Source organism: Levilactobacillus tangyuanensis (genome assembly GCF_003946545.1).
In the GTDB taxonomy this organism is placed as follows: Bacteria; Bacillota; Bacilli; order Lactobacillales; family Lactobacillaceae; genus Levilactobacillus; species Levilactobacillus tangyuanensis.
The window spans coordinates 103,872-126,049 of record NZ_RHOA01000004.1 but is presented as its reverse complement, the minus strand read 5'-3'; the positions used below and the strand labels follow the sequence as shown (position 1 = coordinate 126,049).

The following is a 22,178-nucleotide window of genomic DNA, read 5'->3' as shown; positions in this document are numbered from 1 at the left end:
AGACTATTTGTGGAATTAATTGAACATTTTCAATAAATGGGACTCACATTTGAAATCAATGATAAAAGGATTGTTATCGCTTCCATAATTTACTTGCGCACGCACACAATTTCAGTTTTCATAACCATTTCCAAACGAAAGATTAAAACAAAAAAGGTTCGGCTAGTAAACTAGCCGAACCTTACTAAGTTTATTTTGTCCCAAACAACCGGTCACCAGCATCGCCCAAACCAGGGACGATGTACCCGTCCTCGTTCAAGTGATCATCCAAGGCCGCCGTGTAAATGTCGACGTCTGGATGGGCTTCCTGCAAGGCCTTAACCCCTTCTGGGGCAGAGACCAAGCAGACAAACTTCATGTTGCTGGCACCACGCTTCTTCAGCGCATCAATGGCCATAATAGCCGAGCCACCGGTTGCCAACATTGGATCGACAACGAATACCTGTCGTTGATCAATGTCAGAAGGTAACTTAACAAAATACTCATGGGGTTGAAGGGTGACTTCATCACGGTACATCCCGATATGACCCACCTTGGCGGCTGGAATCAATTCTAGAATACCATCAACCATGCCGATCCCTGCTCGTAAGATTGGCACAATGGCCACTTTCTTACCTGCAAGTTCCTTGGCTGTCATCTTCGCCACCGGCGTTTCGATCGTCTTATCTTGTAATGGCATATCGCGTGAAACCTCGTAGGCCATTAAAGTTGAGATCTCGTTAACAACTTCCCGGAAACTACGAGTACCACAACTCTTATTCCGAATAATTGTCAGTTTGTGTTGAATCAACGGGTGGTCAAGAACTTGAAACTTCCCCATGGATAAACGCTCCTTTGTGATTTCTTACAATTGTACCATTATCTACGGCATTACAGCGGAAAAATTTCAAATGAAAACGTTTTTTTCAAAATTAAGGTAACACTGTTAATGGATGAGCTGCCGTCAATTCTCGGACCTGTGAACGAACCCGGTTCAAAACGGCTTCATCTTCTGGATTAAGGAGTGTTTCCACAATCATCTTCGCAACCTGTTGACAATCGGCTGGGGTGAAGCCACGAGTCGTAATGGCCGGGGTTCCAAGACGAATGCCAGAGGTCTTGAATGGACTCAGAGTTTCGTTAGGAATGGCTTCCTTATTAGTGGTAATCATCACGCTATCCAACAAATCTTGCGCCTGCTTCCCATTTAACGTGGTTGCCGAAAGGTCCAACGTCATCAGATGATTGTCGGTCCCACCAGACACCACTCGAACCGTTGGCAGATCGGCGAAGGTCGTTGCCATCGCCCGCGCATTGTCGATAATCCGTTGGGCATAGTCCTTAAACTCTGGTTGTAAATCTTCAAAGAAGGCCGCAGCCTTCCCGGCAATCACATGTTCCAAAGGTCCCCCCTGCGTCCCCGGGAATACCGCCGAATTCAACCGCTTGGCGTACTTTTCTTGAGACAAGATGAGCCCCCCACGGGGTCCACGCAAGGTCTTATGGGTAGTGGTCGTCACAACGTCGGCAATGCCTACGGGACTGGGATGCAGTCCGGCAGCAACCAGGCCGGCGATGTGCGCCATGTCGACCATCAGATAAGCACCGACCTCGTCGGCAATGGCCCTGAAAGCCTGCCAGTCAATCGTCCGGGAATAGGCGGACGCGCCGGCAACGATCAGTTGGGGCTTAACCTTCAGTGCCAGAGCACGAATCGCGTCAAAATCCAGTCGTTCTGTGTCGGGATTCAAGTCGTAACCGTAAGTTTGGTAAAGCTTCCCGGAGAAGTTAACCTTGGCCCCGTGAGTCAAATGGCCCCCCGCGTCGAGACTCATCCCCAGGATGGTGTCTCCCGGTTTCAGGAGCGCTGCATAGACCGCCTGGTTAGCTTGAGAACCGGAATGTGGCTGCACGTTCGCATACTCCGCGTGAAACAATTCCTTGGCCCGGTCAATCGCCAGTTGCTCAACGATATCGATGTATTGGGTGCCACCATAGTAACGTTTGCCTGGATAACCTTCCGCGTACTTGTTGGTCAACACCGACCCCTGTGCCGTCCGAACGGCCTGACTCACAATGTTTTCCGAAGCAATCAGTTCGATGGTGTCCTCTTGTCGTTGTTCTTCCTTGGCAATAGCTCCCCAAAGAGCTGGATCTTTCTCTTTAAAATTCAATGGCGGTCCCTCCTGAACAGTAATTGGTTTCATTTTACCAAATTTTCTGCTCAGGTGGGGCCGCCACCATTCGAGATTCAATTAATTTTGCCTATTTTTCAAAGTGGACTTGGCCAGCTGACTTGTTCAACCGATTCATGTATGCTGCACCAAGACCGTCATCGGGGAAGCCCTGCGCTAGGATGCCCGTGACTGGTGACTCAAGATCGAAGTGTCGCAGGCCGGCAAACAGTTGGTGACTCGCCGAATCCAAGTTAGCCCCCAACGAATACGTCTCGGTATTGTTGGGTAACGTCAGTTCGGCCAAGATTGGGTCGGTCGCCATCACACCAATGGTTCCATCCTGGTGACCGGCCCACGCCATGGCTGCCGACCAATCTGCCTCGTGATCCACGATGGTCACTTGGGCATTCGGTGCATAGTGCTTGTATTTCATCCCCGGCGCCTTAGGAACCTCCTTGGCCCCCACCCGATGATGACTGGAGCGAACATCCCCAATGACTGCGGTTAGTTCTTCTTCGGTCACGGCACCTGGCCGCAAAATAGTGGGCATATCCGTCGACATATCCAACACCGTGGACTCAACGCCAACCTCGGTCGGCCCGTCATCCAAGATGCCGGCAATCTTGCCATTCAAATCATGGTAGACATGCTTGGCCAAGGTTGGACTGGGCTTGCCCGACGTATTAGCGGATGGCCCGACCAATGGCACGCCAGCCGTGCGAATCAGGTCAAGCGTGACCTGGTTGTCCGGATTGCGAAACGCCGCCGTGTTTAGGCCACCGGTAACAGCCGAGGAAAGCTTCCCGGGCTGTAACTTAAAGATAAGCGTTAAGGGACCCGGCCAGAAGGCCTTAATGAGCTTCTTAGCCGCCGGTGACAGTGGCTGGGCATACTGTTCAACCGTATCCATCCCCGTCACATGAACAATCAACGGATTGTCGCTAGGACGACCCTTCGCTAAATAGACTTGTTTAACCGCCGCTTCATTGGTGGCATCCGCTCCTAAGCCATAAACGGTCTCAGTCGGAAACGCCACAAGTTGGCCGTCACGAATGGCCTGAGCAGCGGCATCAATTTCAGTTGGTTTAAAGATCTTGGTTTCCATAAATATTAAGTCTCCCTTATCACAATTGCACTTTGACCATCCGGTCCTGGCCATTAATATCCTGACGGACCGTCACCCTAGCGGCCGGTAACGCCGCGGTGAAGAGTTCGCGCACGGCTGGACCCTGGTGATAGCCAATCTCGGCAAAGAAGCAACCCTTAGGCGTTAAGAATGCCGGTAGTGCCGCCGCAAAGCGCTGGTAGAAAGCCAGCCCATGATCCGCAGCGTACAACGCCTGGTCCGGCTCGAATCGCTTAACAGACTCATCCATCACCGGTCGTTCCGCCTGGTCGATGTAGGGCGGGTTCGATACAATCGTATCGAATCGTTGTCCCGCCAATGGCGCCAACAGATCCCCCACCTCAAACCGAACCGCCGCATTCAAAGCCTCGGCGTTTTGCCGAGCCACTGCAACGGCCGCCGCAGAAATATCCGTGGCGGTCACCTGCCAATCCGGACGTTCCAGCTTCAATGATAGCGCGATGGCGCCGCTACCGGTGCCAATGTCGGCTAATTTCAGGGGCTCCTGCGGACAGTCCGTTAAGACCCATTCGACCAGTTCCTCGGTCTCCTGACGGGGAATCAAGGTGGCCGCCGTCACCTGAAACTCACGGCCATAGAACGGCGCGTGGCCCAATACGTATTGCGCCGGCTCACCAGCTAAGACGCGATCTAGCTGATGACGAAACTGGTCCAACACCGAGGCCGGAACCACGTCCCGGTAGTGTTGGACCAGCTGCGTGTAGCGCCAATTCCGTCCCTCGAGCAACAGGTATTCCGCCGCACTAGGATCTTGCCGTGCGACCGTCAATTGTTCCTGGGCCGTATGGAGCAAGCTAAAGTAAGTCACTTGCTTAGCCATTGTTCTTGAGATCTTCCAGCTTAGCTGCCTGATCCGACAGAATTAAGGCATCAACAATATCATCCAACTCACCATTCATAATCCGGTCTAACTTGTTTAAGGTTAAGCCGATTCGGTGATCGGTGACCCGGTTTTGAGGATAGTTGTAGGTCCGAATCCGTTCCGAACGATCCCCGGTCCCCACGGCTGACTTTCGTTCAGCGTTGTAGGCACTTTCTTCCTGTTGCTTATAGTAGTCGTAGACCCGAGTCCGCAGAATCTGCATGGCCTTGGCCCGGTTCTGTTGTTGTGACCGTTCGTCTTGCATGGCCACGACGATCCCAGTTGGTAAGTGGGTCATCCGCACGGCGGATGACGTCTTGTTAATATGTTGCCCACCGGCACCGGATGACCGGTAAACGTCGGTCCGAATATCCTTAGGATCGATGTCAATGTCAACGTCTTGTTCTTCAGGCATCACACCAACCGTTGCGGTACTGGTATGTACCCGTCCGGCCGATTCTGTTACGGGTACCCGTTGCACCCGGTGCGCACCGTTTTCATACTTCAGCTTGGAGTAAACCTTGTCACCGGAAATCATCAGCACAATTTCCTTGAAGCCCCCAACCTCGGTATCGTTTTCGTCGACAATTTCAATCTGCCAACCCTGACGTTCGGCATACTTGGAGTACATGCTAAAGAGGTCCGCAGCGAAGAGACTGGCTTCGTCCCCACCGGCAGCCCCATGGATTTCCATGATGATGTTCTTGTCATCGTTAGGATCTTTAGGTAAGAGCAAGACCTTGATGGCTTCTTCCAAGGCTTCTTTTTGAGACGTTAAGTCCTTCAGTTCTTCCTTGATCATGGTTTCCATGTCACTATCTAACTTTTCGCGTAACATTTCGTCATCGTCACTAATTTGTTGGGTCACGTCTTGATATTGGTGGTACTTGTCCACCGTCTCGCGGAGTTCCCCTTCTTCTTTTGAAAGTGCCATGAAACGTTGCGTATCCGCAATGATTTCTGGGTCACTAATTAATTCATTCAGCTCGTCATAACGGTCGGCAACGGCCTGGAGCTTGTCAAACATTTCATCCATTCGATTAACCTCGTTTCGTTCAGTTGTTACCAGCATCAGGTCACTTTAGCGGTGCTTAACTGAAATGGCTATTTCCCAATCTGATCTAATGGCGGGTTAAAATAATGCCGCCGACAGACTGGATAATAGGTTTCATTACCACCAATTTGGACCTGTTCACCCTCGTACACGGGTTTGTTATCATGGAAACGAAGATTCATGATGGCCTTCTTCGTGCAGAACCAGCAGATGGTCTTCATTTCCTCAATTTTATCTGCATACAGCAGCAGGTACTTTGTCCCTTCGAACAAGTCGTTGCGGAAATCGTTTTTCAACCCAAAAGTCATGACCGGAATCTTTAACTCATCGACCACTTTTGCGAGTTGTAACACGTGTTCCTTCGTTAAAAATTGGGCCTCGTCAATCAAGACGCAGTTGGCCTTTGGATCCAACTTTTCAATCGCATCGTACAAATTCGTCTCTTTAAAGATTGGATGAGCGGCTCGTTTCAATCCGATGCGGCTCGTGATGTAACCGACGTTGTCTCGGGTATCCAGACCACTCGTCATGATGATCACCCGTTTGCCTTGTTCCTCGTAATTGTGAGCGACCTTCAAGATTTCAATGGTCTTCCCACTATTCATTGCGCCGTACCGAAAAAATAACTGCGCCACGTTAATTCCCACCTTTTTGACAGTTTCTATCTATTATAGCCGATCACTAACGAAAATTCGACTGTGGGATTGCCAAACTTTTCTTGCGTTTTCCCAAAGCTGAACCGGATGGCTCCTCTTATCTACCAAACCATGTTAGAATTAACACTTGAACAAACAAGGAATTCGACACGAAATTTGTCTCGATAAGGAGCGAAGTATCCATGTCATTAAGAAGCGGCGTTGCAACCTTTGCGGGGAAGTCCTCGTACTGGTTTTTGCATAAATTTCTCAACGGAGGAAGTTCCCTCCCAGGGAAGATTACTCTGACTCTCGACCCCAGCATCTTGCGGGCACTTGGGGCAAAGTATGATCTGGTCATCGTGACGGGAACCAACGGTAAAACGTTGACGACTGCCCTCACCGTGTCCGTACTGAATGAAAAATACCCGGGCGTCCTGACCAACCCCTCCGGTTCCAACATGGAACAGGGGATCGTTACGACGTTCCTTAAGGCCGAAAAGTCTCAATCTGGGCGACCAATTGCCGTCTTAGAAGTTGATGAGGCTAACGTCATCAATATTACTAAATACATTGAACCCAAAGCCTTCGTCTTTACCAATATTTTCCGGGATCAGATGGACCGCTTCGGTGAAATCTACACCACTTACCAAAAAATTCTCGACGGGGTGGCCTTGGCACCCAACGCGACCATCATTGCCAACGGGGATTCCCCAATCTTCCACTCAAAGGACTTACCGAATCCAATCTTGTACTACGGCTTCGACAACGAACCCGATCAGGACTTCAAGGCCAAGGCCAATACGGATGGCGTCCTTTGTCCCAAGTGTGAGCACATCTTGCACTACCATTCCCTAACCTATGGGAACCAAGGCAAGTACTTCTGCCCTCACTGTGGCTTTGCTCGCCCTGAGCTCACCTATCGTTTGACGAAGCTGGGCGAACAAACCCCAACCTCTTCTAAGTTTGAATTGGACGGTCACCCATTCAAGATTCAAATCGGCGGAACTTATAACATCTACAACGCACTAGCCGCTTACGCGGTTGGTCAATTCTTCGATGTCAGTCCAACCGAAATCAGCAATGCGTTCAACAGCGATGAACGCGTCTTCGGTCGCCAAGAAGTCATCGATGTCGACGGCAAAAAGGTCACCATTATCTTGGTCAAGAACCCGGTTGGGTTGGACCAAGTCTTACAGACCATTAGCCGCGAAACCCATCCCTTCTCCTTGGTAGCCTTGCTGAACGCAAACTATGCCGATGGAATTGATACCAGTTGGATCTGGGACGGCGACTTTGAAAAGCTGACCCAGATGGATGTCCCGAAGTTCATCACCGGTGGTGAACGCTACAAGGACATCACGTTCCGGCTGAAAGTTGCTGGCGTTCCCGATGACAAACACATCGTCGAACCCGACCTGAAGAAGGTTGTGGCGGACATCGCCGAGTTACCAACCGAACGCGTTTACGTTCTGGCGACCTACACGGCCATGCTCCAGGTCCGCGACATCATGAAGGAACAAGGCTACATTAAGGAGGCCATTGGCGAATGAGTTATGAACTAAACGTTGCTCACCTCTATGGTGACCTAATGAATACGTATGGCGATGCCGGTAACATTCTGGCATTGAAGTACTACGCGAAGCAAATGGACGTCGACATCAAGGTCACCGTTGTCAGCCTGGACGAAGAATTTCACTCAGACGACTACGACATGGCGTTGTTTGGCGGTGGCCAAGACTTCGAACAGACCATTGTCTCCAAGGACATCCAAACAAAGAAAGCCGAGCTGACTAAATTCATCGAGTCCGGTGGTCCCATTTTAGCCATCTGTGGGGGCTTCCAACTATTGGGTCACTACTACGTTGGGGCCGACGGCGAAAAGATGCCCGGCATCGGCGCCTTGGACCATTACACCTTATCCCAAGACAACAACCGATTCATTGGGAACATCGAAATCAAGAATGAAGAAACCGGCGAAACTTACCATGGCTTTGAAAATCACCAAGGCCGAACTTTCTTGGGTGCAGACGAACGGCCCCTGGGCCACGTTCTTTCCGGTAAGGGCAATAATGGTGAGGATGGATCAGAGGGCGCTATCTATAAGAACGTCTACTGTTCCTACTTCCACGGCCCCGTGTTAACTCGTAATGGGAATATTGCTAAACACTTACTGATTGCCGCGTTGAAGCGTAAATACCCTGACGTCGACTTCAGTGAACAAGAGGCTTTACCGATTCCTGCCACATTCTAAAACTTTACAATCAACGACCGTCACGCCGGATCCTCGGTATGACGGTTTTTTTACGCAAAAAGTCCGGATACCCTGCAATTGGTATCCGGACTATCGTTATTTTTCTGCTAAGTAGGTACCAACGACCGCGTTGCGTTGGTCGAGGTACGGCTCGTTCGGGGCATAGGGATGAACCCGATTGGTCAGGAAGACCATGGCCTGATCGGTTGCCGGGTCTAGGGCCAAATAAGTGCCGGTAAAACCGGAGTGCCAGATGACCCAGTGGGGCGTTGGCGTCTGGGCTACCGTTAATGCCCAGCCCAAAGACCGCCGCGCCTTTCCAGACGGGGTCAAATCCGCCGTTAAGCGATGAACCCAGGCTGGTGGCAAGACCGCCGCGACCCTTTCCGGATGCAGAACCCCCTGACAAAAGGTCGCCAGGTCGGCCGCCGTGCTGAACAAGCCCGCCGAGCCACACCGCTTGCCCAGGACAAACGCCTTGGGATCGTGGACCTGTCCCCGCACCATTCCGCGGCCCGGCGCAAAGGCCGTTGGCACACATTGGGTGGGATCGCTTGGCGTAAAGGTGCTGTGCCGCATACCGAGTGGCTCCAGGACTCGCTGCCGAACAAGGTCCTGCACGGGCGCCCCCAGCGCTTGTTCCAAGATCCATCCCAGGAAAATATAGTTCACATCGGCATACACCATTTTACGATTGAAGGTTGGCCCAACGTGCAGGGTCAATAGCGCCGCCGTTAACTCTTCGGCATTCAGCGCATCCCGATTAGGAATGTACCCAATGATACCAGAGGTATGCGTGAGTAAGTGATGAATCGTCACCCGCCGGTCCGCCCACCCCGGTAACCAATCATGCAGCGAATCCGTCAGCCGCAGGCGACCCTGAGCAAGTAGTTGCAGGGTGACCGTCAGTGTCCCCACTACTTTAGTCAGGGACGCCACGTCATAAGTCATGCCTGGTCGGAGCACTTCCGACCGCGGCACGATTGCCGCTCGTCCCATCGCGCCACTCAATACCCGATCGCCATCGACGAAGGCATAGCTTACCCCTGGAACTACCCCATCATCAATCAGCCGCTGTAACGCCGCCTTTGTCTGTGTATATGCCACACCAACACGCCCTCTCTCTGTCTTCTATTGTAGCTTACCCAGGCCAACCTGCCAGCTATTTACGGTTAAAATTCGTTCGATTATAAAAAAATAGATTGCGCGGTGCTGCGGTCTCACGGCCAGCAAACGCCTCACAATCCATCATGATCAGTTTAAGCTAAGTTGTTTCCCTTAAATTGACTGTTGTACAGGTCCGCGTAGAACCCATCCGCCGCCAATAAGCTATCGTGGTTCCCGGTTTCAACAATATGCCCGTGGTTCATCACCACAATGTTCTCGGCATTTTGAATCGTTGACAGTCGGTGCGCAACCACGAAGCTGGTCCGACCGGCCAGGAGACTTTCCATGGCCTTTTGAATCAGCATTTCAGTCCGTGTATCCACAGAACTCGTGGCCTCATCCAGGATTAAAACATCCGGATCGGCAACGAAGGCCCGGGCAATCGTCAACAATTGCCGTTGGCCTTGGGAAATATTGGTTGCGGCCTCATTCAACACCGTATCATAACCATCAGGCAGTTGCCGAATGAAGGTATCCGCATGAGCTGCTTTAGCCGCCGCGTACACGTCGTCATCGGTAGCATCCTCACGACCATACTTGATGTTGTCAAAAATCGAACCCGTGAAGAGCCAGGTATCCTGCAGAACCATCGCAAAATGTTTCCGTAAATCGTTTCGGGATAATTGCTTGGTATTCTGGCCTTGGAACCGAATCTCCCCGCCCTTAACGTCATAGAAACGTTCAAGCAGGTTAATAATCGTAGTCTTCCCGGCACCGGTCGGCCCAACGATGGCGACCATTTCCCCCGGCTTAACCTTTAAGTTAAAGTCGGCAATCAATGGCGTGTCATCAACGTATTGGAAGCTAACATCGTCAAATTCCAAGATGTTAGCCGTATCAGCCTTTTCAGTCACGGTTTCACTCGCCGGCATTTCCCCCTCATCGAGAACGGCAAAGATCCGTTCGGCCGAGGCAATTGTGGCTTGAATCGTGTTGGTCAGGTTGGCCATCTGCGTGATGGGTTGTGAAAATTGGTTCGTGTATTGCAGGAATGCCTGCACGTTCCCCAAGCTCACTTGGCCATTGGCCACTTGAATCCCACCAATCACGGCGACCGCCAGGTAATCCAGGTTCTTAACGAAGTTCATCAGTGGAAAGATCAAGCTGGAAACAAATTGCGCCTTCCAGGCTGATTGATAATATTTCTGGTTGTGCTCTTCGAATTGTTCCTGTGTGGCCTGTTCGCGGTTGAAGGTCTTCACAACGGTATGACCCGCGTAAGTTTCTTCAACCGTGTTGTTCAATAGACCCAGGTTCTTTTGTTGCCCGGCGAAAAACTTCTGTGACCGCGGAGCAACCAACATCACCACGAGGAGACTCAAGGGCACGGAAACCAACGCGACTAAGGTGAGCCAGCCACTAATGGTGAGCATCATGTAGAGGACCCCAAAGAACGTCAGGACACTGGTCACCAATTGTGAGAGCGTCTGTTGTAACGTCCCACCAATGTTATCCATATCGTTAGCCATCCGCGACATCAGGTCCCCGTTACTATGGCTATCGTAGTAACTGATTGGCAGAACCTTCATCTTCTCTTTCAAGTCCCGGCGCAGTTGGTAAACCACCTTTTGGGAAATCCAGTTCATGATGATGGACTGAATGACATTAAAGACGGCTGCCCCGGCATACATGACCCCAACGATCAATAGAATGTGGCCAATCTTGTCAAAGTTCACAGGCAGATTGTGAATTGGCAGCCCCGCCTTCAGCTCGGCTTGCCCCTTCATCACGCCCTTGAAAAGTTCCGTGGTTGCCTTCCCTAAGATCTTAGGCGTCCGGATTTGTAAAATAACCGCTACCGTGGCTAAGACCAAGACCAGTGAGATCCCGGGCAACCAGTGCTTCATGTACCGGAAGAGACGGAATGTGGTCCGCCAAAAGCTTTGAGGTCGCTGCTTCGTTGCAGCACCGCGTCCATTACGCATCGATCACATCCCCCTTTCGGAGTTGAGACTCCAGAATTTCCTGGTAGGTCTTGTTCGTTTCTTTCAGTTCATCGTGAGTCCCTTGGCCGACAATCCGTCCACCATCGATCACGAGGATCAGGTCGGCGTTGGCCACCGTGGAAACCCGTTGGGCAACGATGACCGTGACGCCTTGGTTCACTTGGTCATCAGTCTTAAGGGCTTCCCGTAAGGCGGCGTCCGTCTTAAAGTCCAAAGCCGAGAAGGAATCATCGAAAATGTAAACACTTGCCTACTTCAAGATGGTTCGCGCAATGACTAACCGTTGTCGTTGACCACCCGAGAAGTTATCCCCATTCTGTTCGACCACGGCATCCAAGCCACCAGCCTCCTTAACGAAGTCCGTTGCTTGGGCAATGTCGAGTGCGTGCCAGATTTGATCATCGCTCGCGTCCGCCATCCCATAGACCATATTGGTCCGGATCGTCCCAGAAAACAGGACCGCTTGCTGTTGCGTGATTGAAATGGCCGCGTGCAGATCGGCCTGGCTGACGGCCGGCAATGGCGACCCATCAACCATAATTTGGCCACTTTCGGGGTCAAACAGGCGGGGAATCAGGTTAACCAAGGTCGACTTACCCGAACCGGTTCCCCCAATGATGGCGACCGTTTGCCCCGCCTTGGCCGAAAAGTTAACATCGGCCAACGCCAGTTCTTCGGCGCCAGTGTACCGGAAGTTAACGTGTTCAAAGCTTAGACTAGCCTGGCTGTGGTCAAAATCGACCGGTTGGTCAGCATCGTTAATCTTTGATTTAAGATCCATGACTTCGTTAATCCGGGCGGCCGAGGCCTGGGCCCGTGGCACGAACACAAACACCATGGAAACCATCATGAAGCTAATCAGAATCTGAGTCGCATAAGTCATGAAGGCAACTAAATTACCCACTTCCATGGCTTGGCTGGAAATCAATTGACCCCCATACCAAACGATCCCAATGTTGGTGCCACTAATAATTAAAGTAATAATTGGGAACATCAGGGAAACAATCATAAAGACCTTGATCCCGGTCTGCGTGTAGTCTCGGTTGGATTTCTCGAAACGATCCTGTTCGAATTCATCTTGATTGAAGGCCCGAATAACCCGAACCCCCGTTAATCCTTCCCGGAAGATGAGGTTAATCCGATCAATCTTCTTTTGGAGGCTCTTAAAGAGTGGCACGGCAAAGTACATAATGACCCCGGTAAAGGCGGCCAGCACGGGCAATGCAACCAAGAAGACCACCGTTAGGCGTGGACTCTTAACGTAGGCCAACACGCCCGCACCCACTAACATGATGGGTGCCATCAACATCATTCGCAGCATCTGCACCATGACATTTTGAATCTGGACAACGTCGTTAGTGGTTCGCGTAATCAAGGAAGCATTCCCAACCGTTTCAAATTCCTCGGTTGATGAAAACGTGACCTTCTTAAAAATGCCGGACCGGATGCGTTGCCCCATCTTCTGGGATTGAGTGGCCGCAAAGTAAACATTGCCGGCCGCCCCCAGGACACCAATAAAACTCAGCAGGAGCATTTTGCCCCCAGTGCGCCAGATGTAGGCAATATCATTCGTGGCAATCCCCTTATCGATAATATCCGAGGTTAACGTCGGTAAGGAAAGATCACAGGATACCTGGACGATCATGAACACAACCGCCAGGATAACCGCCCACCAGTCAAGGTGTTTACGGGCTAGTCGTATCATTTGATTTTGGCCTTCTTTCTCTCTTATTTCATTGTCTTATTTAATAAAAAGCATATGCGATAATTATACCCAACTGACTTTCTTTTGCAATCAATGAAGACCCAATCATCAGTCACTGGTAATGCGACCAGTTTTTGTTACAATGTAAGCATCGAAGGGAGCTAGAGAATTGTGGCGAGTAACTCTGATTCAATCTATAACGTCTTAACCTATATCCATCGGCATCAACCGGAAATGACGTTTATCAAACGCCGGAATAGCAATGTCATCGCGGTCGGTGTCCCCGATACGGTCACCGTCGCCAACGCAGATCTCTATTTCCCGGTTAACCACTTACAAGTGAATCTGATGAACGAAGACTTCCTAGCGAAGAATGGCGACCTGCTCAACGACTTCTTCGACTTGACCAGCAGTTCCAAGCTAGACTACCAGCAGGTCTGGATTACAACCAGTCATATTCCATCCGAACACACCTATCTGGTGGAAATCTCTTTTGAATAGGTCACGAAAAAAGCGAATGGCTGTGCCATTCGCTTTTGATTTTAACTTAAGAGGGATCGTGAGATCCACAGGCCACCAAATACTAACGCGGCGGCGATAAAAACCCAGAAGAAAGCTGCAAAGGCGACGAGGACAATTGCCCCAACAATCAGGGTTCCTAGTAGGCCCAACAACCAGCCACCCAATCCGAAAACAATCCGGAGAACGGGAAACAATAAAAATAGTGCTAATAACCAAAAGATCACGTTGATCGCTCCATTCTGCTAAGCCGTTCAACTTAACTTGTCGTTAGTTTACACTATTTTTATTATAAAAACACGTAAAAACACCGAGCATTAAGCAACCGTAATCTGTTGCCGACCATTCTGTTTTGAATGATAGAGATTTGCATCCACCCGCTTGTAAAAGTCCAAGGGATTGTGATCCGTCTCAACCAGTCGAGAAACCCCGACTGAAATACTGACCTGAATATCAATTTCATTGTACGTAACCACCAGATGTTGAACCCCATGGAAGACCTGACCAGCGATTGGTCGCGTTTGCTCCAGGTCATACCCTGGCAAGATAATATTAAACTCTTCCCCACCGGTTCGATAAAGAATTAGACTAGGGTCCAGACTTTGTAAGACGTCGGTGACCTGCGAAGCCACCTGCTTCAGGACCTCATCCCCGGCCAAATGCCCATAGCCATCATTGACTCGCTTGAAGTGATCGATATCAAACATAATCATCGACAAGTCATGGTCGTGTTCCAAGCTTTGCTGGAATTGATAGCCAATGGCCCGGTCAAACGCCGCGTAATTTTGGACATGAGTTAAGGCATCCCAGTTGGCCGATTGGAACAGGCGGTCCTTGATGCGGCGGTCCTTGTTTTGAATGATAAAGTAGCCGTACATCAGTGCTGCCAATAAAGCATAGTCGGCAATTTCCGTCACATAGTTGCCCCAGCTCAGGCTATAACGTTGCTTAACCAAAAACCAAAGAACTAGCGCGAACACCAGGGCAATCGCCATATACCGTGCAAACGGCCAACGATTGAGCTTTAAGCTCTGTCGATACGACACGACATAGAACAACACGAAGACAATCGTATAGACCCACGACAACGGTGCCGACACATTGCCATTAAGGACCATGAAGCCTACCCCGGAAATAAGAATGACCCAATAGGGAATCCGTAATTGAAGGAAGTAAGCCACAAAGATTAGTAGCAGTAATTGAAAATTGGTGAAGGTCCATGCCAGATGGCTGCCACGAACAATGACTTGTAACGCAAAAATCGAAACGACGGCACACGCCGTCCCAATGGCGACTTGAATTTTTTTAACCGTGTTCGGTTCATGATGTGCCTGAACCCGCGCGGTAACCCAGTTGAAGATTGACCAATAAAGGGTAATGACCCCAAGGACAAAGAACACGCTGGTAATGATTGGCGGTACTAGCCAAACTGACCAAGCCATCTCATCATGCTCCTTACTGTAGATAGATTATTAAGTGACCTTTTAAAGTGGTCCCGTATTGAATTATCCTAATAGTGATTTACCACATTGACAATTGTGGCTATCTGGACGCTTACTTTAACTATAAAACAACCCTAATTATAATGCACGAGTTTTCCAGATAAACTAATCTGTTACTCATTTTGCCAACTGGGGTGCTCATTTTACCATCGATTTCTTCAAGATGTCACTATTTTATTTCTGCCTATTAAAGTATGATAGACATAAGTATTAAGTTGGGAGGATGTTCAGAATGACCTATCGCTATTTTATTCAACCGCAAGTCGATGCCATCAATGACAGCGTGATTGGGTACGAACTTCTTCTCCGGCAAAAACAGTCAGGACAATGGCTGACCCCCACCGCTACAACGGGAATCGCGGTGGATGATGAAGCCCGCTTAATTGAGCAAGCGGCCCAGCAATTACAGCTGAAGGTGGGGTCGCTGTCGTTCAATGTCAATGAACACCAATTCCTAGATCGAAGCATGGCTCAGGCCATCATTCAGGCCCAACGCGCCATCTACCCAATTAATCTAGTTCTAGAGGTCACAGAGGAACCTACCGCCCATCCCGTCACCGAACGGCAACTCAGTGAGCAGATTCATTACTTCGACGACCATGGCATTCAGCTCAGCCTAGACGATGTGGGAACCGGTCTCAATACTTACGAGCACTTAGAACCCCTTCTATCGGCTGTCAGCGAATTGAAGTTTCCCTTACAAAATTTCCGTGAAGCCCATCGGGAAACAGAAATTCAACCCGCTCTTCATTTCTGGTTAAAAATTGCCCAACAATACCGCCTACGCTTCATTCTTGAGGGGGTTGAAACCAAGACCGATCACGACCTGGCTAATCAGCTCGGTATTCCTAATCGCCAAGGCTGGTACTACGGTAAGCCGCATCCGCTACCGGAAGACCTGTTAAGAAACCAACGATAAAAAACATCTGTCCTTTTATCATTGCCAACCAAAATGACCGGTTGACAACGCTTAAAGGGAACAGATGCTTTTTATGTTAAAAGTTACTTACTACATTATGTTGTTATTTAATACCACGATAGCCTGTCATATAATTAGTTTTACGCATGTTCATAGTAAACCATTAAAACCGCCACTAATCATGGTATGGTTATTTCTTAGGGGGTTCTTATGTTAGCCAATCGCATCAAGGAATTAAGAAAGCAACTCAAGCTAAGTCAACGAGAACTCGCTGACTTATTGAAGGTTTCCCAGCAAACCGTTGCCAGTTGGGAGACCCACCAATCGGAACCGAGTTATGACATGATGCTTCATCTGGCCACCTTTTTCGGTGTGACATTGGACGATTTATTGGGTCGCCACGATAATCAAGCCCCCTCACAACCCAGTAGTTCTCATGATTTACAGAAATTCCTACAAGATCATCAAGGGCTGCTAACCTATGGTGGCGAAGAACTGACGGAAATTGAAAGAGAACAGCTACGGGTCGCCATATCGACGATCTTCTGGAAGCGCCCATTACACCAGTAACAATCAACGATAAAACTTAGTCATGCGTTGACCCTTTCGGAGTGCGGTCGACGCATGACTTGTCTCATCATTCATTCTCTTAAATAGTGATAACAGCAAAACCAGCAAACCGAGTTATGCGTCCAAAACTGATGACTTTAAAAGCTGAACACCTATTTTGGGAGGAAGAAAATGACTAAAGAACACCGATTTTGCGTAAAATGTGGGAAGGCGATTCCGATAGATGTCCGTTTCTGTCCGTACTGCGGGACCGAACAACCCACCTATCAGGACTCTTCAAGCGAACCAGACAGTGAGGTGGAACCCACTTCAGAAACAGATGCTGGATCCGCGTCAGAGAGTTCGGTCAGCTCTGATTCAGAGACGACCGTCAACTCAGAGTCAGGCCCCGTTATCTCACCGGTAACCAACACTGCTCATCCTGACAAGCCCGGCCTGGTCAAATCGTTTAAACGTGGTTTCAAGGATATGTTCACGATTTCCGGTCGAATGAGCCGCGCTGACTTCTGGTGGCAGTTCTTGGCCCTATTTATCATAGATTTTATCGTTTCGTTTCCACTGGCCTCAACACTTGAACACGTGAGCCTAGGAGCCGTGAACGGTTGGTTATTGCTCTTATTTTTAATTTCACTCATATTTACCCTGACCTCCGTCATGTACTTGACGTCTGAAATTCGCCGACTACATGATACTAATCGATCCGGTCACTTTTTATGGTTAATCCTTATTCCATTCTTTGGCACGATCATTGCTATCGTGATGTTTGTTCAGCCGGCCAATGCGCTGGGAAAACGTTTTGATACTAAGAAGGTTGTTAAACCCTGGCAAAAGAAATGGTGGACCTGGACAATCCTCATTGTTGGGTCGCTACTGATGACCGCGATGATGAGACCAATCGCCGAGTATACAGGCGACATGCCGCTTGCTCAAGATAGTTCCACTCAACCCGCTGCGAGGGACGATGCTTCAACCGATGACACCGACGACGAAAGCGATTCAAGCTCATCCGACCGGATTAAACTCGGAGACGGTTCTATCGACATTGCGGACAAACAAGACTTTACCACGGATTATTCCGAGGACTGGGCTCAATCGACCTTTGCGATCGACAAGGTCACGCTCTATAAAACCGACGGCGTTTACACGCAAGGGAGCGGCAAGGACAAGTCGGATTTCAATGGTGTTGTAAAGGTCCACATGTCCATCGATGCCGGCCGTGATATCTCAGCCTACCCAACCCAAGCAACCTTGAGTACTGACGATGGCCAACAGGTTGATGTTGATTCCCTGGATAGTGATGACTTCGATGGTGATTTGAATTCAGGTACGCAATCGGACGGCGATCTTTACTTTCTGCTGCCAACCTTGGATGACGTGTCCGACCTTTCTAGCATTCGTTTAAAGTGGGATGCGAGTTACGATACGGACGATTATGACGACGACAATGACTTCAAAAATTTTGATGCCACGATTAATTTAAGCTAACACCCTTTCAAGTAAGGTGAAGCATCCGCACGTTCACGTTTATTTTTGCTATTATTCAGCGACCCAGCCGATAATCAATCGGTCAGGTCGCTTTTTTGTTCATCAGTATTTTCGACTATCGCGTGTCTGAACGGCTGATACCGGTGGCTCTCAATCGACTGCAGGATAGCCCCGTTAAAGTGAATAAAAGATGACCAGAAATTTTGTCTGTGGGACACTAAAGAGCTTAAAACAACTAAAAGCCTTGAAAAAAAGGTCACCCGATTCACTTGACCTAATTTGACCTTAGTATTGTCATTTCAAAATTTTGGGAATGAAAAAAGAAGGTCTAAACACTGTTAACACAGCGTTTAGGCCTTCTTATGATACCGGTACACTTCAACTTATCACCCGCACGGGACTCGAACCCGTAACTCCGCCTTGAGAGGGCGACGTCTTAAACCAGTTTGACCAGCGGGCAATGTGATCAACTAAGCAACTATTACTTTACATTACCCATCAGTAATTGTCAATCGATTATGTAATAAAATTCGAGAAAAGTCGGATTTATGCAATTTATCGCTTTTTCTGCCAAAAGATAGTTGACACTAATAGTTGGACAAGTTACAATTAATTTGTTGTTTGATAACTTTATTGGGTATTCGCCAAATTGGTAAGGCAGCGGACTCTGAATCCGTAATTTACTGGTTCGAGTCCAGTATACCCAATCAGACATGAACCCCAGATATTCGATGCCTGGCATTGAATATCTGGGGTTTATTTATTCATAAAAAGGCATAGCCATTTGGCCGTGCCTTTATTCGATCCCTGCACCATTTGTGGGAATGATCACTTAGTTTGACCAACATGGGACAATTGATGCCGCCGTGAAAAGATCTTTTTCCTGATACAGCTATTGTTGACGACTGTTTCTATAATCTACCCATGCATTGTACTGACGACGTCTACGCAATAAAAGCGGTTACCTCGGCCGGCTAACGGTCACTGCCTCCCCTCCTGAAGCCATTGAACACAGTTTTTTAGAAAGCGAAAAAAGGCCACCCGATCAGCCGATCGGATGGCCTTTCTCATTACACTTCTAGCTTACGCGTTATTTCGTTCGCCGTGACCACCAAAACTGGAAGCCGCCGATGAGCACAACCACCAGTAGCCCTAAGAGCGTCATTAAGCCCCCTAGTTTCAATCCTGGTGTCCGGTAAGTTAAACGGATTTGATGCTTCCCAGCGGGGATTTTACCCCCTACAAAGCCGACGTTAACCTTAGTGGTTGGTTGTTGGTGACCATCCACCGTTAATTGCCAGCCCTTGGAATAAGGAATCGAGGTCGTCAGGACACTCGCAGATTGACTGTTCGTGCTCCCTTTGACCAGGTTGTTCTTAACCTTCAGGTTCTTTAAGCCTTGCTTTTGCAGCTTATGCATCCGCGTGCTGTAAGCCTTGTTGAATGGCACAGCCACCAACTTGGCCGACTTGAACTTCAAGTTTTGGACGCCGCTAAAGGTCAGCTTGATCTTCTGGCGTCGAGTTGGTGAATAGCCTAAGTTTAACAAGACCCGTTGCTTGTTCTGGTAATCGGACAGGTTCCCTTGTCCTAACTGGTTAAAGCTCGTGACGTTTTGGAAACTCGTGGCAGTAACGGTATAAGCACCGTCGCTCTGGTTCCACAGGGCACTCCGCAGCGTTTGCATCCGGGCAATCCCCGTGTAGGCCTGGTTACTGAAGGCCTTCGTGTTCTTCTCATGACGATACTTGTCACGAACACTGAAGCGGTCAGCCTTAATCCCATCCAGTTCCAAATACAACTCGGTATGCTTGGTTGATACGGGCCGATCAATCATCAGATGATAGGTCATCGGATTCCCCATGTTGTCACTCGTCATGGTGTTCAACCCGTTGGCATTGACCTTTTCATTACGAGCCAACGTCTTGGCATTTTCCTTAGCCAACTTCTTGAGCCGGGCCCGGTCATTGGTAATATTAACCGACCGGTCCTGGTTCTTTTGCCGTAAGGACGTCTGAGTGGTCGTGATGAGGTCAGGATTGACTTGGTTTCCTTGTTGTCGGAACTTAACCACTTGACCCAAGCTATCGACAACCATGGCCTTATCGGGTTCGACATGATAGGCAATGGCCTTGGTTGAGTCCGGTACCGTAGCGGTCTTAACCCCACTGATTGGCTTTTGAACCTCGGCACCATACGTCAAGGCTTGTTCGCGATTCAACCCACTCATCCCGGCAAATTGCTTACCGCTAATTTGACTCGTTTGGAGATAGGCTAATGGCAAGGCGTCCTTAGACTTCAAGATGGTCGTGCCGTAGTTGTTTCCTAAGTCATGGACTGGTTGATCACGGTACTTAACCACCTTACCATTGTTGTGCTTGGCAACTTGATAAGCATATGGAAAGGCCTGCGTGCCAATCTGATTGTTACGGGCAAAGATGTACTTAACGCCCAATAGATTGCTCATCGTCGTCCGACTATCAGCCTGATTAATCGGCTTGTTCATCTTGAACTGTGAGTTATCTAACTTTTGACTGAAGTCACCCACGGCCCCGTTTTCAACGGAGAAGTAGGACATAATATCATGGGTCCCTAAGTTCATCCCCATGTTGGTTTTGGCTTCATTCGTGAAGTAATAATACTTACTCGTGGCACTCCGCGTGAAGCCCTTTTGCTTCTTGACGTAGGCCTGTGCCCCGTCGTAAAAATTCTTTTGGTATTTCGTGGATACCCCACGAGTAACCAGTTGGGAACTTGCCCCACCGGCATTCGGACTGAAGTAACCATAGGCGTTACCAATCAGGTTAATGGCCAAGCAGACAATCAACAGGGCCCCGGTCCGTTCAACGGACCAGTGGTAGAAATGCCCCACTAGCACAATCCCCAAGGTCATCAGTAACAGGCCGTATTGGACAAAGTCATGGGGATGATTGTTAAAGATAAACCCATTAGACAGCCATACCAAGAGCAACAGCCCTAAGGTGCTGAGCATCAGGGTCGTTAAGTCACCGCGATCCAGACTCGTCAGGTTGTCGACAAACGACATAACCGCCAGACTAAAGGCCAGGCACCCCAGTAATAACCACCGTTGTGATGGCGTCGTCCCACCATTCATAATGGCGGCAACGGCTGGAATTAGGGTACCGACGGCCATCATGACGATGGCAATGTTTAACCATAGGTATCGACGGAAGTGCCGCAGGACGTAGACCAAGGCCAGGAAGGTAATCCCTGCCAGGCCTAAGTTTACCCAAAAGCGCATTGGGTTACCCGTGGTGACCATGCTGTTCGATAGGCGTAAGTAATAACTGAATGGATAAATGAAGTACCCATTAGCAAACTTGGCCGTGGCCCGCGTCGATGACATAACCCCCATTAATGAAGGGATAAACAGGACACCTGCCAGCATGAAGCCGGCAAACCCGGCGCCAACCAATTTACCAACAACCGGCCAAGTATTCAGACTCTGATGTTCACGAACACTGAAGTACCGTAACACGGCGTAAATCAGGCTCCCAATTGCCAAAATGTAGGCAAAGTAGAAGTTGCTGACTAAGGCGAGGCCAGTGAAGATGGCCAGTGGTACCCATGACTTCCCGCGTAACACGTGATCAACCCCAAAGGCCAGCAATGGGAACAGGATCATCGGTAACAAGAAGAACGGGTGCCGGATACTAACGTAAAGTGAAAACCCGGTAAAGGTGTAAGTTAGCGTCCCAAACAATTGACTGGCGGTCTTGAAGCCGCGTTGACGAGCAAAGAACAGGAATGCCAACCCACTGACATATAACCGCAATAGAATTAACAGGTTATACCCCAATTCAATCCGCGCATGAGGAAAAAACGCGATGAGGTAACTGAATGGGTCCCCTAGGACATAGTAGGAGAAGGTCGTTAACTTATCGGCTCCAAGGCCCAAGTCCCACGACCAACCGGTAATACTCCCCGAGTGCAACCAGCTGTAAAATTTCTCCAAGATTGGAAAATGTTGGGCTAGGCCATCACCTTCCCAGATGAACGACTTCCCAGTCAGTATGAAGATCCCGTAGGAACAAGCAACCAGCACTAGAAAAATCGCTGTATACCATAAATATGTACGTTTTGAAGCCTTCAAATTATTCTCTCCCTTGACTTTTCTGCCCCACTCCGGAGCATACCTTAATACTATACCGGTTCAAGATCCACCCTTCAAGGGTTACTCTCCTTTTATAAACTAAACTTTACGGTTTTTGACCGATTATGCCCGGCCCCTACCCG

17 protein-coding genes, 2 tRNA genes and 1 pseudogene are annotated in these 22,178 nt (G+C 49.3%); 7 read left to right on the top strand and 13 right to left on the bottom strand.

Annotated features, from left to right (window positions below; all coding sequences use genetic code 11):
* Window positions 1-190: 190 nt before the first annotated feature.
* The 6 genes from upp to EKM96_RS05050 form a co-directional block, all read right to left on the bottom strand.
* Entirely contained in the window at window positions 191-820 is a 630-nt protein-coding gene (upp, locus tag EKM96_RS05075; RefSeq protein ID WP_125640674.1) for a uracil phosphoribosyltransferase, read from the bottom strand.
* A 91-nt stretch (window positions 821-911) separates the two neighbouring features.
* Window positions 912-2,186 (bottom strand): serine hydroxymethyltransferase, encoded by a 1,275-nt coding sequence (gene glyA, locus EKM96_RS05070; RefSeq protein WP_191987342.1) that lies wholly within the window; start codon window positions 2,184-2,186, stop codon window positions 912-914.
* A 58-nt stretch (window positions 2,187-2,244) separates the two neighbouring features.
* On the bottom strand, window positions 2,245-3,261 hold the full coding sequence (locus EKM96_RS05065) for an L-threonylcarbamoyladenylate synthase (RefSeq protein WP_125640668.1): 1,017 nt from the start codon (window positions 3,259-3,261) through the stop codon (window positions 2,245-2,247).
* Between the two features lie 19 nt (window positions 3,262-3,280).
* The gene (gene prmC, locus EKM96_RS05060) at window positions 3,281-4,123 is read right to left on the bottom strand and encodes a peptide chain release factor N(5)-glutamine methyltransferase (protein ID WP_125640665.1); all 843 of its coding nucleotides are present in this window, start codon (window positions 4,121-4,123) and stop codon (window positions 3,281-3,283) included.
* Window positions 4,116-5,201, bottom strand: a complete 1,086-nt coding sequence (gene prfA, locus EKM96_RS05055; protein WP_125640662.1) for a peptide chain release factor 1 — start codon at window positions 5,199-5,201, stop codon at window positions 4,116-4,118. The genes prmC and prfA overlap by 8 nt, the downstream gene beginning before the upstream one ends.
* A 68-nt stretch (window positions 5,202-5,269) precedes the next feature.
* Window positions 5,270-5,854, bottom strand: a complete 585-nt coding sequence (locus EKM96_RS05050; RefSeq protein ID WP_125640659.1) for a thymidine kinase — start codon at window positions 5,852-5,854, stop codon at window positions 5,270-5,272.
* A gap of 203 nt (window positions 5,855-6,057) precedes the next feature.
* Between EKM96_RS05050 and EKM96_RS05045 the strand changes: the two genes are divergently transcribed.
* Both EKM96_RS05045 and EKM96_RS05040 read left to right on the top strand, forming a co-directional pair.
* Window positions 6,058-7,407, top strand: a complete 1,350-nt coding sequence (locus tag EKM96_RS05045; RefSeq protein ID WP_125640656.1) for a Mur ligase family protein — start codon at window positions 6,058-6,060, stop codon at window positions 7,405-7,407.
* Window positions 7,404-8,108 carry a type 1 glutamine amidotransferase gene (locus EKM96_RS05040; RefSeq protein ID WP_125640653.1) on the top strand — a complete coding sequence of 235 codons (705 nt, stop codon included), beginning with the start codon at window positions 7,404-7,406 and terminating at the stop codon, window positions 8,106-8,108. Before EKM96_RS05045 ends, EKM96_RS05040 begins: the two co-directional genes overlap by 4 nt.
* Before the next feature lie 96 nt (window positions 8,109-8,204).
* Here EKM96_RS05040 and EKM96_RS05035 read toward each other — a convergent pair whose 3' ends face one another.
* The 3 genes and pseudogenes from EKM96_RS05035 to EKM96_RS05025 form a co-directional block, all read right to left on the bottom strand.
* On the bottom strand, window positions 8,205-9,215 hold the full coding sequence (locus tag EKM96_RS05035) for a serine hydrolase domain-containing protein (RefSeq protein WP_125640650.1): 1,011 nt from the start codon (window positions 9,213-9,215) through the stop codon (window positions 8,205-8,207).
* Between the two features lie 152 nt (window positions 9,216-9,367).
* Entirely contained in the window at window positions 9,368-11,200 is a 1,833-nt protein-coding gene (locus EKM96_RS05030) for an ABC transporter ATP-binding protein (RefSeq protein WP_125640647.1), read from the bottom strand.
* Window positions 11,193-12,926 (bottom strand): annotated as a pseudogene (locus EKM96_RS05025) (ABC transporter ATP-binding protein). Before EKM96_RS05025 ends, EKM96_RS05030 begins: the two are co-directional and overlap by 8 nt.
* 171 nt (window positions 12,927-13,097) lie before the next feature.
* Between EKM96_RS05025 and EKM96_RS05020 the strand changes: the two are divergent.
* Complete coding sequence (locus EKM96_RS05020) at window positions 13,098-13,427, top strand: hypothetical protein (protein ID WP_125640644.1); 330 nt, start codon at window positions 13,098-13,100, stop codon at window positions 13,425-13,427.
* 41 nt (window positions 13,428-13,468) lie between these two features.
* Here the strand turns inward: EKM96_RS05020 and EKM96_RS05015 are convergent, their stop codons facing one another.
* Together EKM96_RS05015 and EKM96_RS05010 are read right to left on the bottom strand one after the other, a co-directional pair.
* On the bottom strand, window positions 13,469-13,672 hold the full coding sequence (locus EKM96_RS05015) for a hypothetical protein (RefSeq protein ID WP_125640641.1): 204 nt from the start codon (window positions 13,670-13,672) through the stop codon (window positions 13,469-13,471).
* 90 nt (window positions 13,673-13,762) lie between these two features.
* On the bottom strand, window positions 13,763-14,887 hold the full coding sequence (locus tag EKM96_RS05010) for a diguanylate cyclase (protein WP_125640638.1): 1,125 nt from the start codon (window positions 14,885-14,887) through the stop codon (window positions 13,763-13,765).
* 292 nt (window positions 14,888-15,179) lie between these two features.
* Here EKM96_RS05010 and EKM96_RS05005 point away from each other — a divergent pair, with 292 nt between their 5' ends.
* The 3 genes from EKM96_RS05005 to EKM96_RS04995 all read left to right on the top strand — a co-directional run bounded on the left by EKM96_RS05005 (window position 15,180) and on the right by EKM96_RS04995 (window position 17,921).
* A complete protein-coding gene (locus EKM96_RS05005) occupies window positions 15,180-15,866 on the top strand; it encodes an EAL domain-containing protein (protein WP_125640636.1) in 687 nt (228 codons plus the stop codon).
* Window positions 15,867-16,076: 210 nt separating this feature from the next.
* Complete coding sequence (locus EKM96_RS05000) at window positions 16,077-16,436, top strand: helix-turn-helix domain-containing protein (protein WP_125640634.1); 360 nt, start codon at window positions 16,077-16,079, stop codon at window positions 16,434-16,436.
* 171 nt (window positions 16,437-16,607) lie between these two features.
* Window positions 16,608-17,921 (top strand): DUF805 domain-containing protein, encoded by a 1,314-nt coding sequence (locus tag EKM96_RS04995; RefSeq protein WP_125640631.1) that lies wholly within the window; start codon window positions 16,608-16,610, stop codon window positions 17,919-17,921.
* A gap of 386 nt (window positions 17,922-18,307) precedes the next feature.
* On the opposite strand, the gene EKM96_RS04990 is transcribed toward EKM96_RS04995, so the two are convergent.
* Window positions 18,308-18,381, bottom strand: a tRNA-Glu gene (locus tag EKM96_RS04990).
* Between the two features lie 174 nt (window positions 18,382-18,555).
* Here EKM96_RS04990 and EKM96_RS04985 point away from each other — a divergent pair.
* Window positions 18,556-18,628 (top strand) — tRNA-Gln (locus tag EKM96_RS04985).
* A 383-nt stretch (window positions 18,629-19,011) separates the two neighbouring features.
* On the opposite strand, the gene EKM96_RS04980 is transcribed toward EKM96_RS04985, so the two are convergent.
* Window positions 19,012-22,035 carry a YfhO family protein gene (locus EKM96_RS04980; protein WP_125640628.1) on the bottom strand — a complete coding sequence of 1,008 codons (3,024 nt, stop codon included), beginning with the start codon at window positions 22,033-22,035 and terminating at the stop codon, window positions 19,012-19,014.
* Window positions 22,036-22,178: the final 143 nt, after the last annotated feature.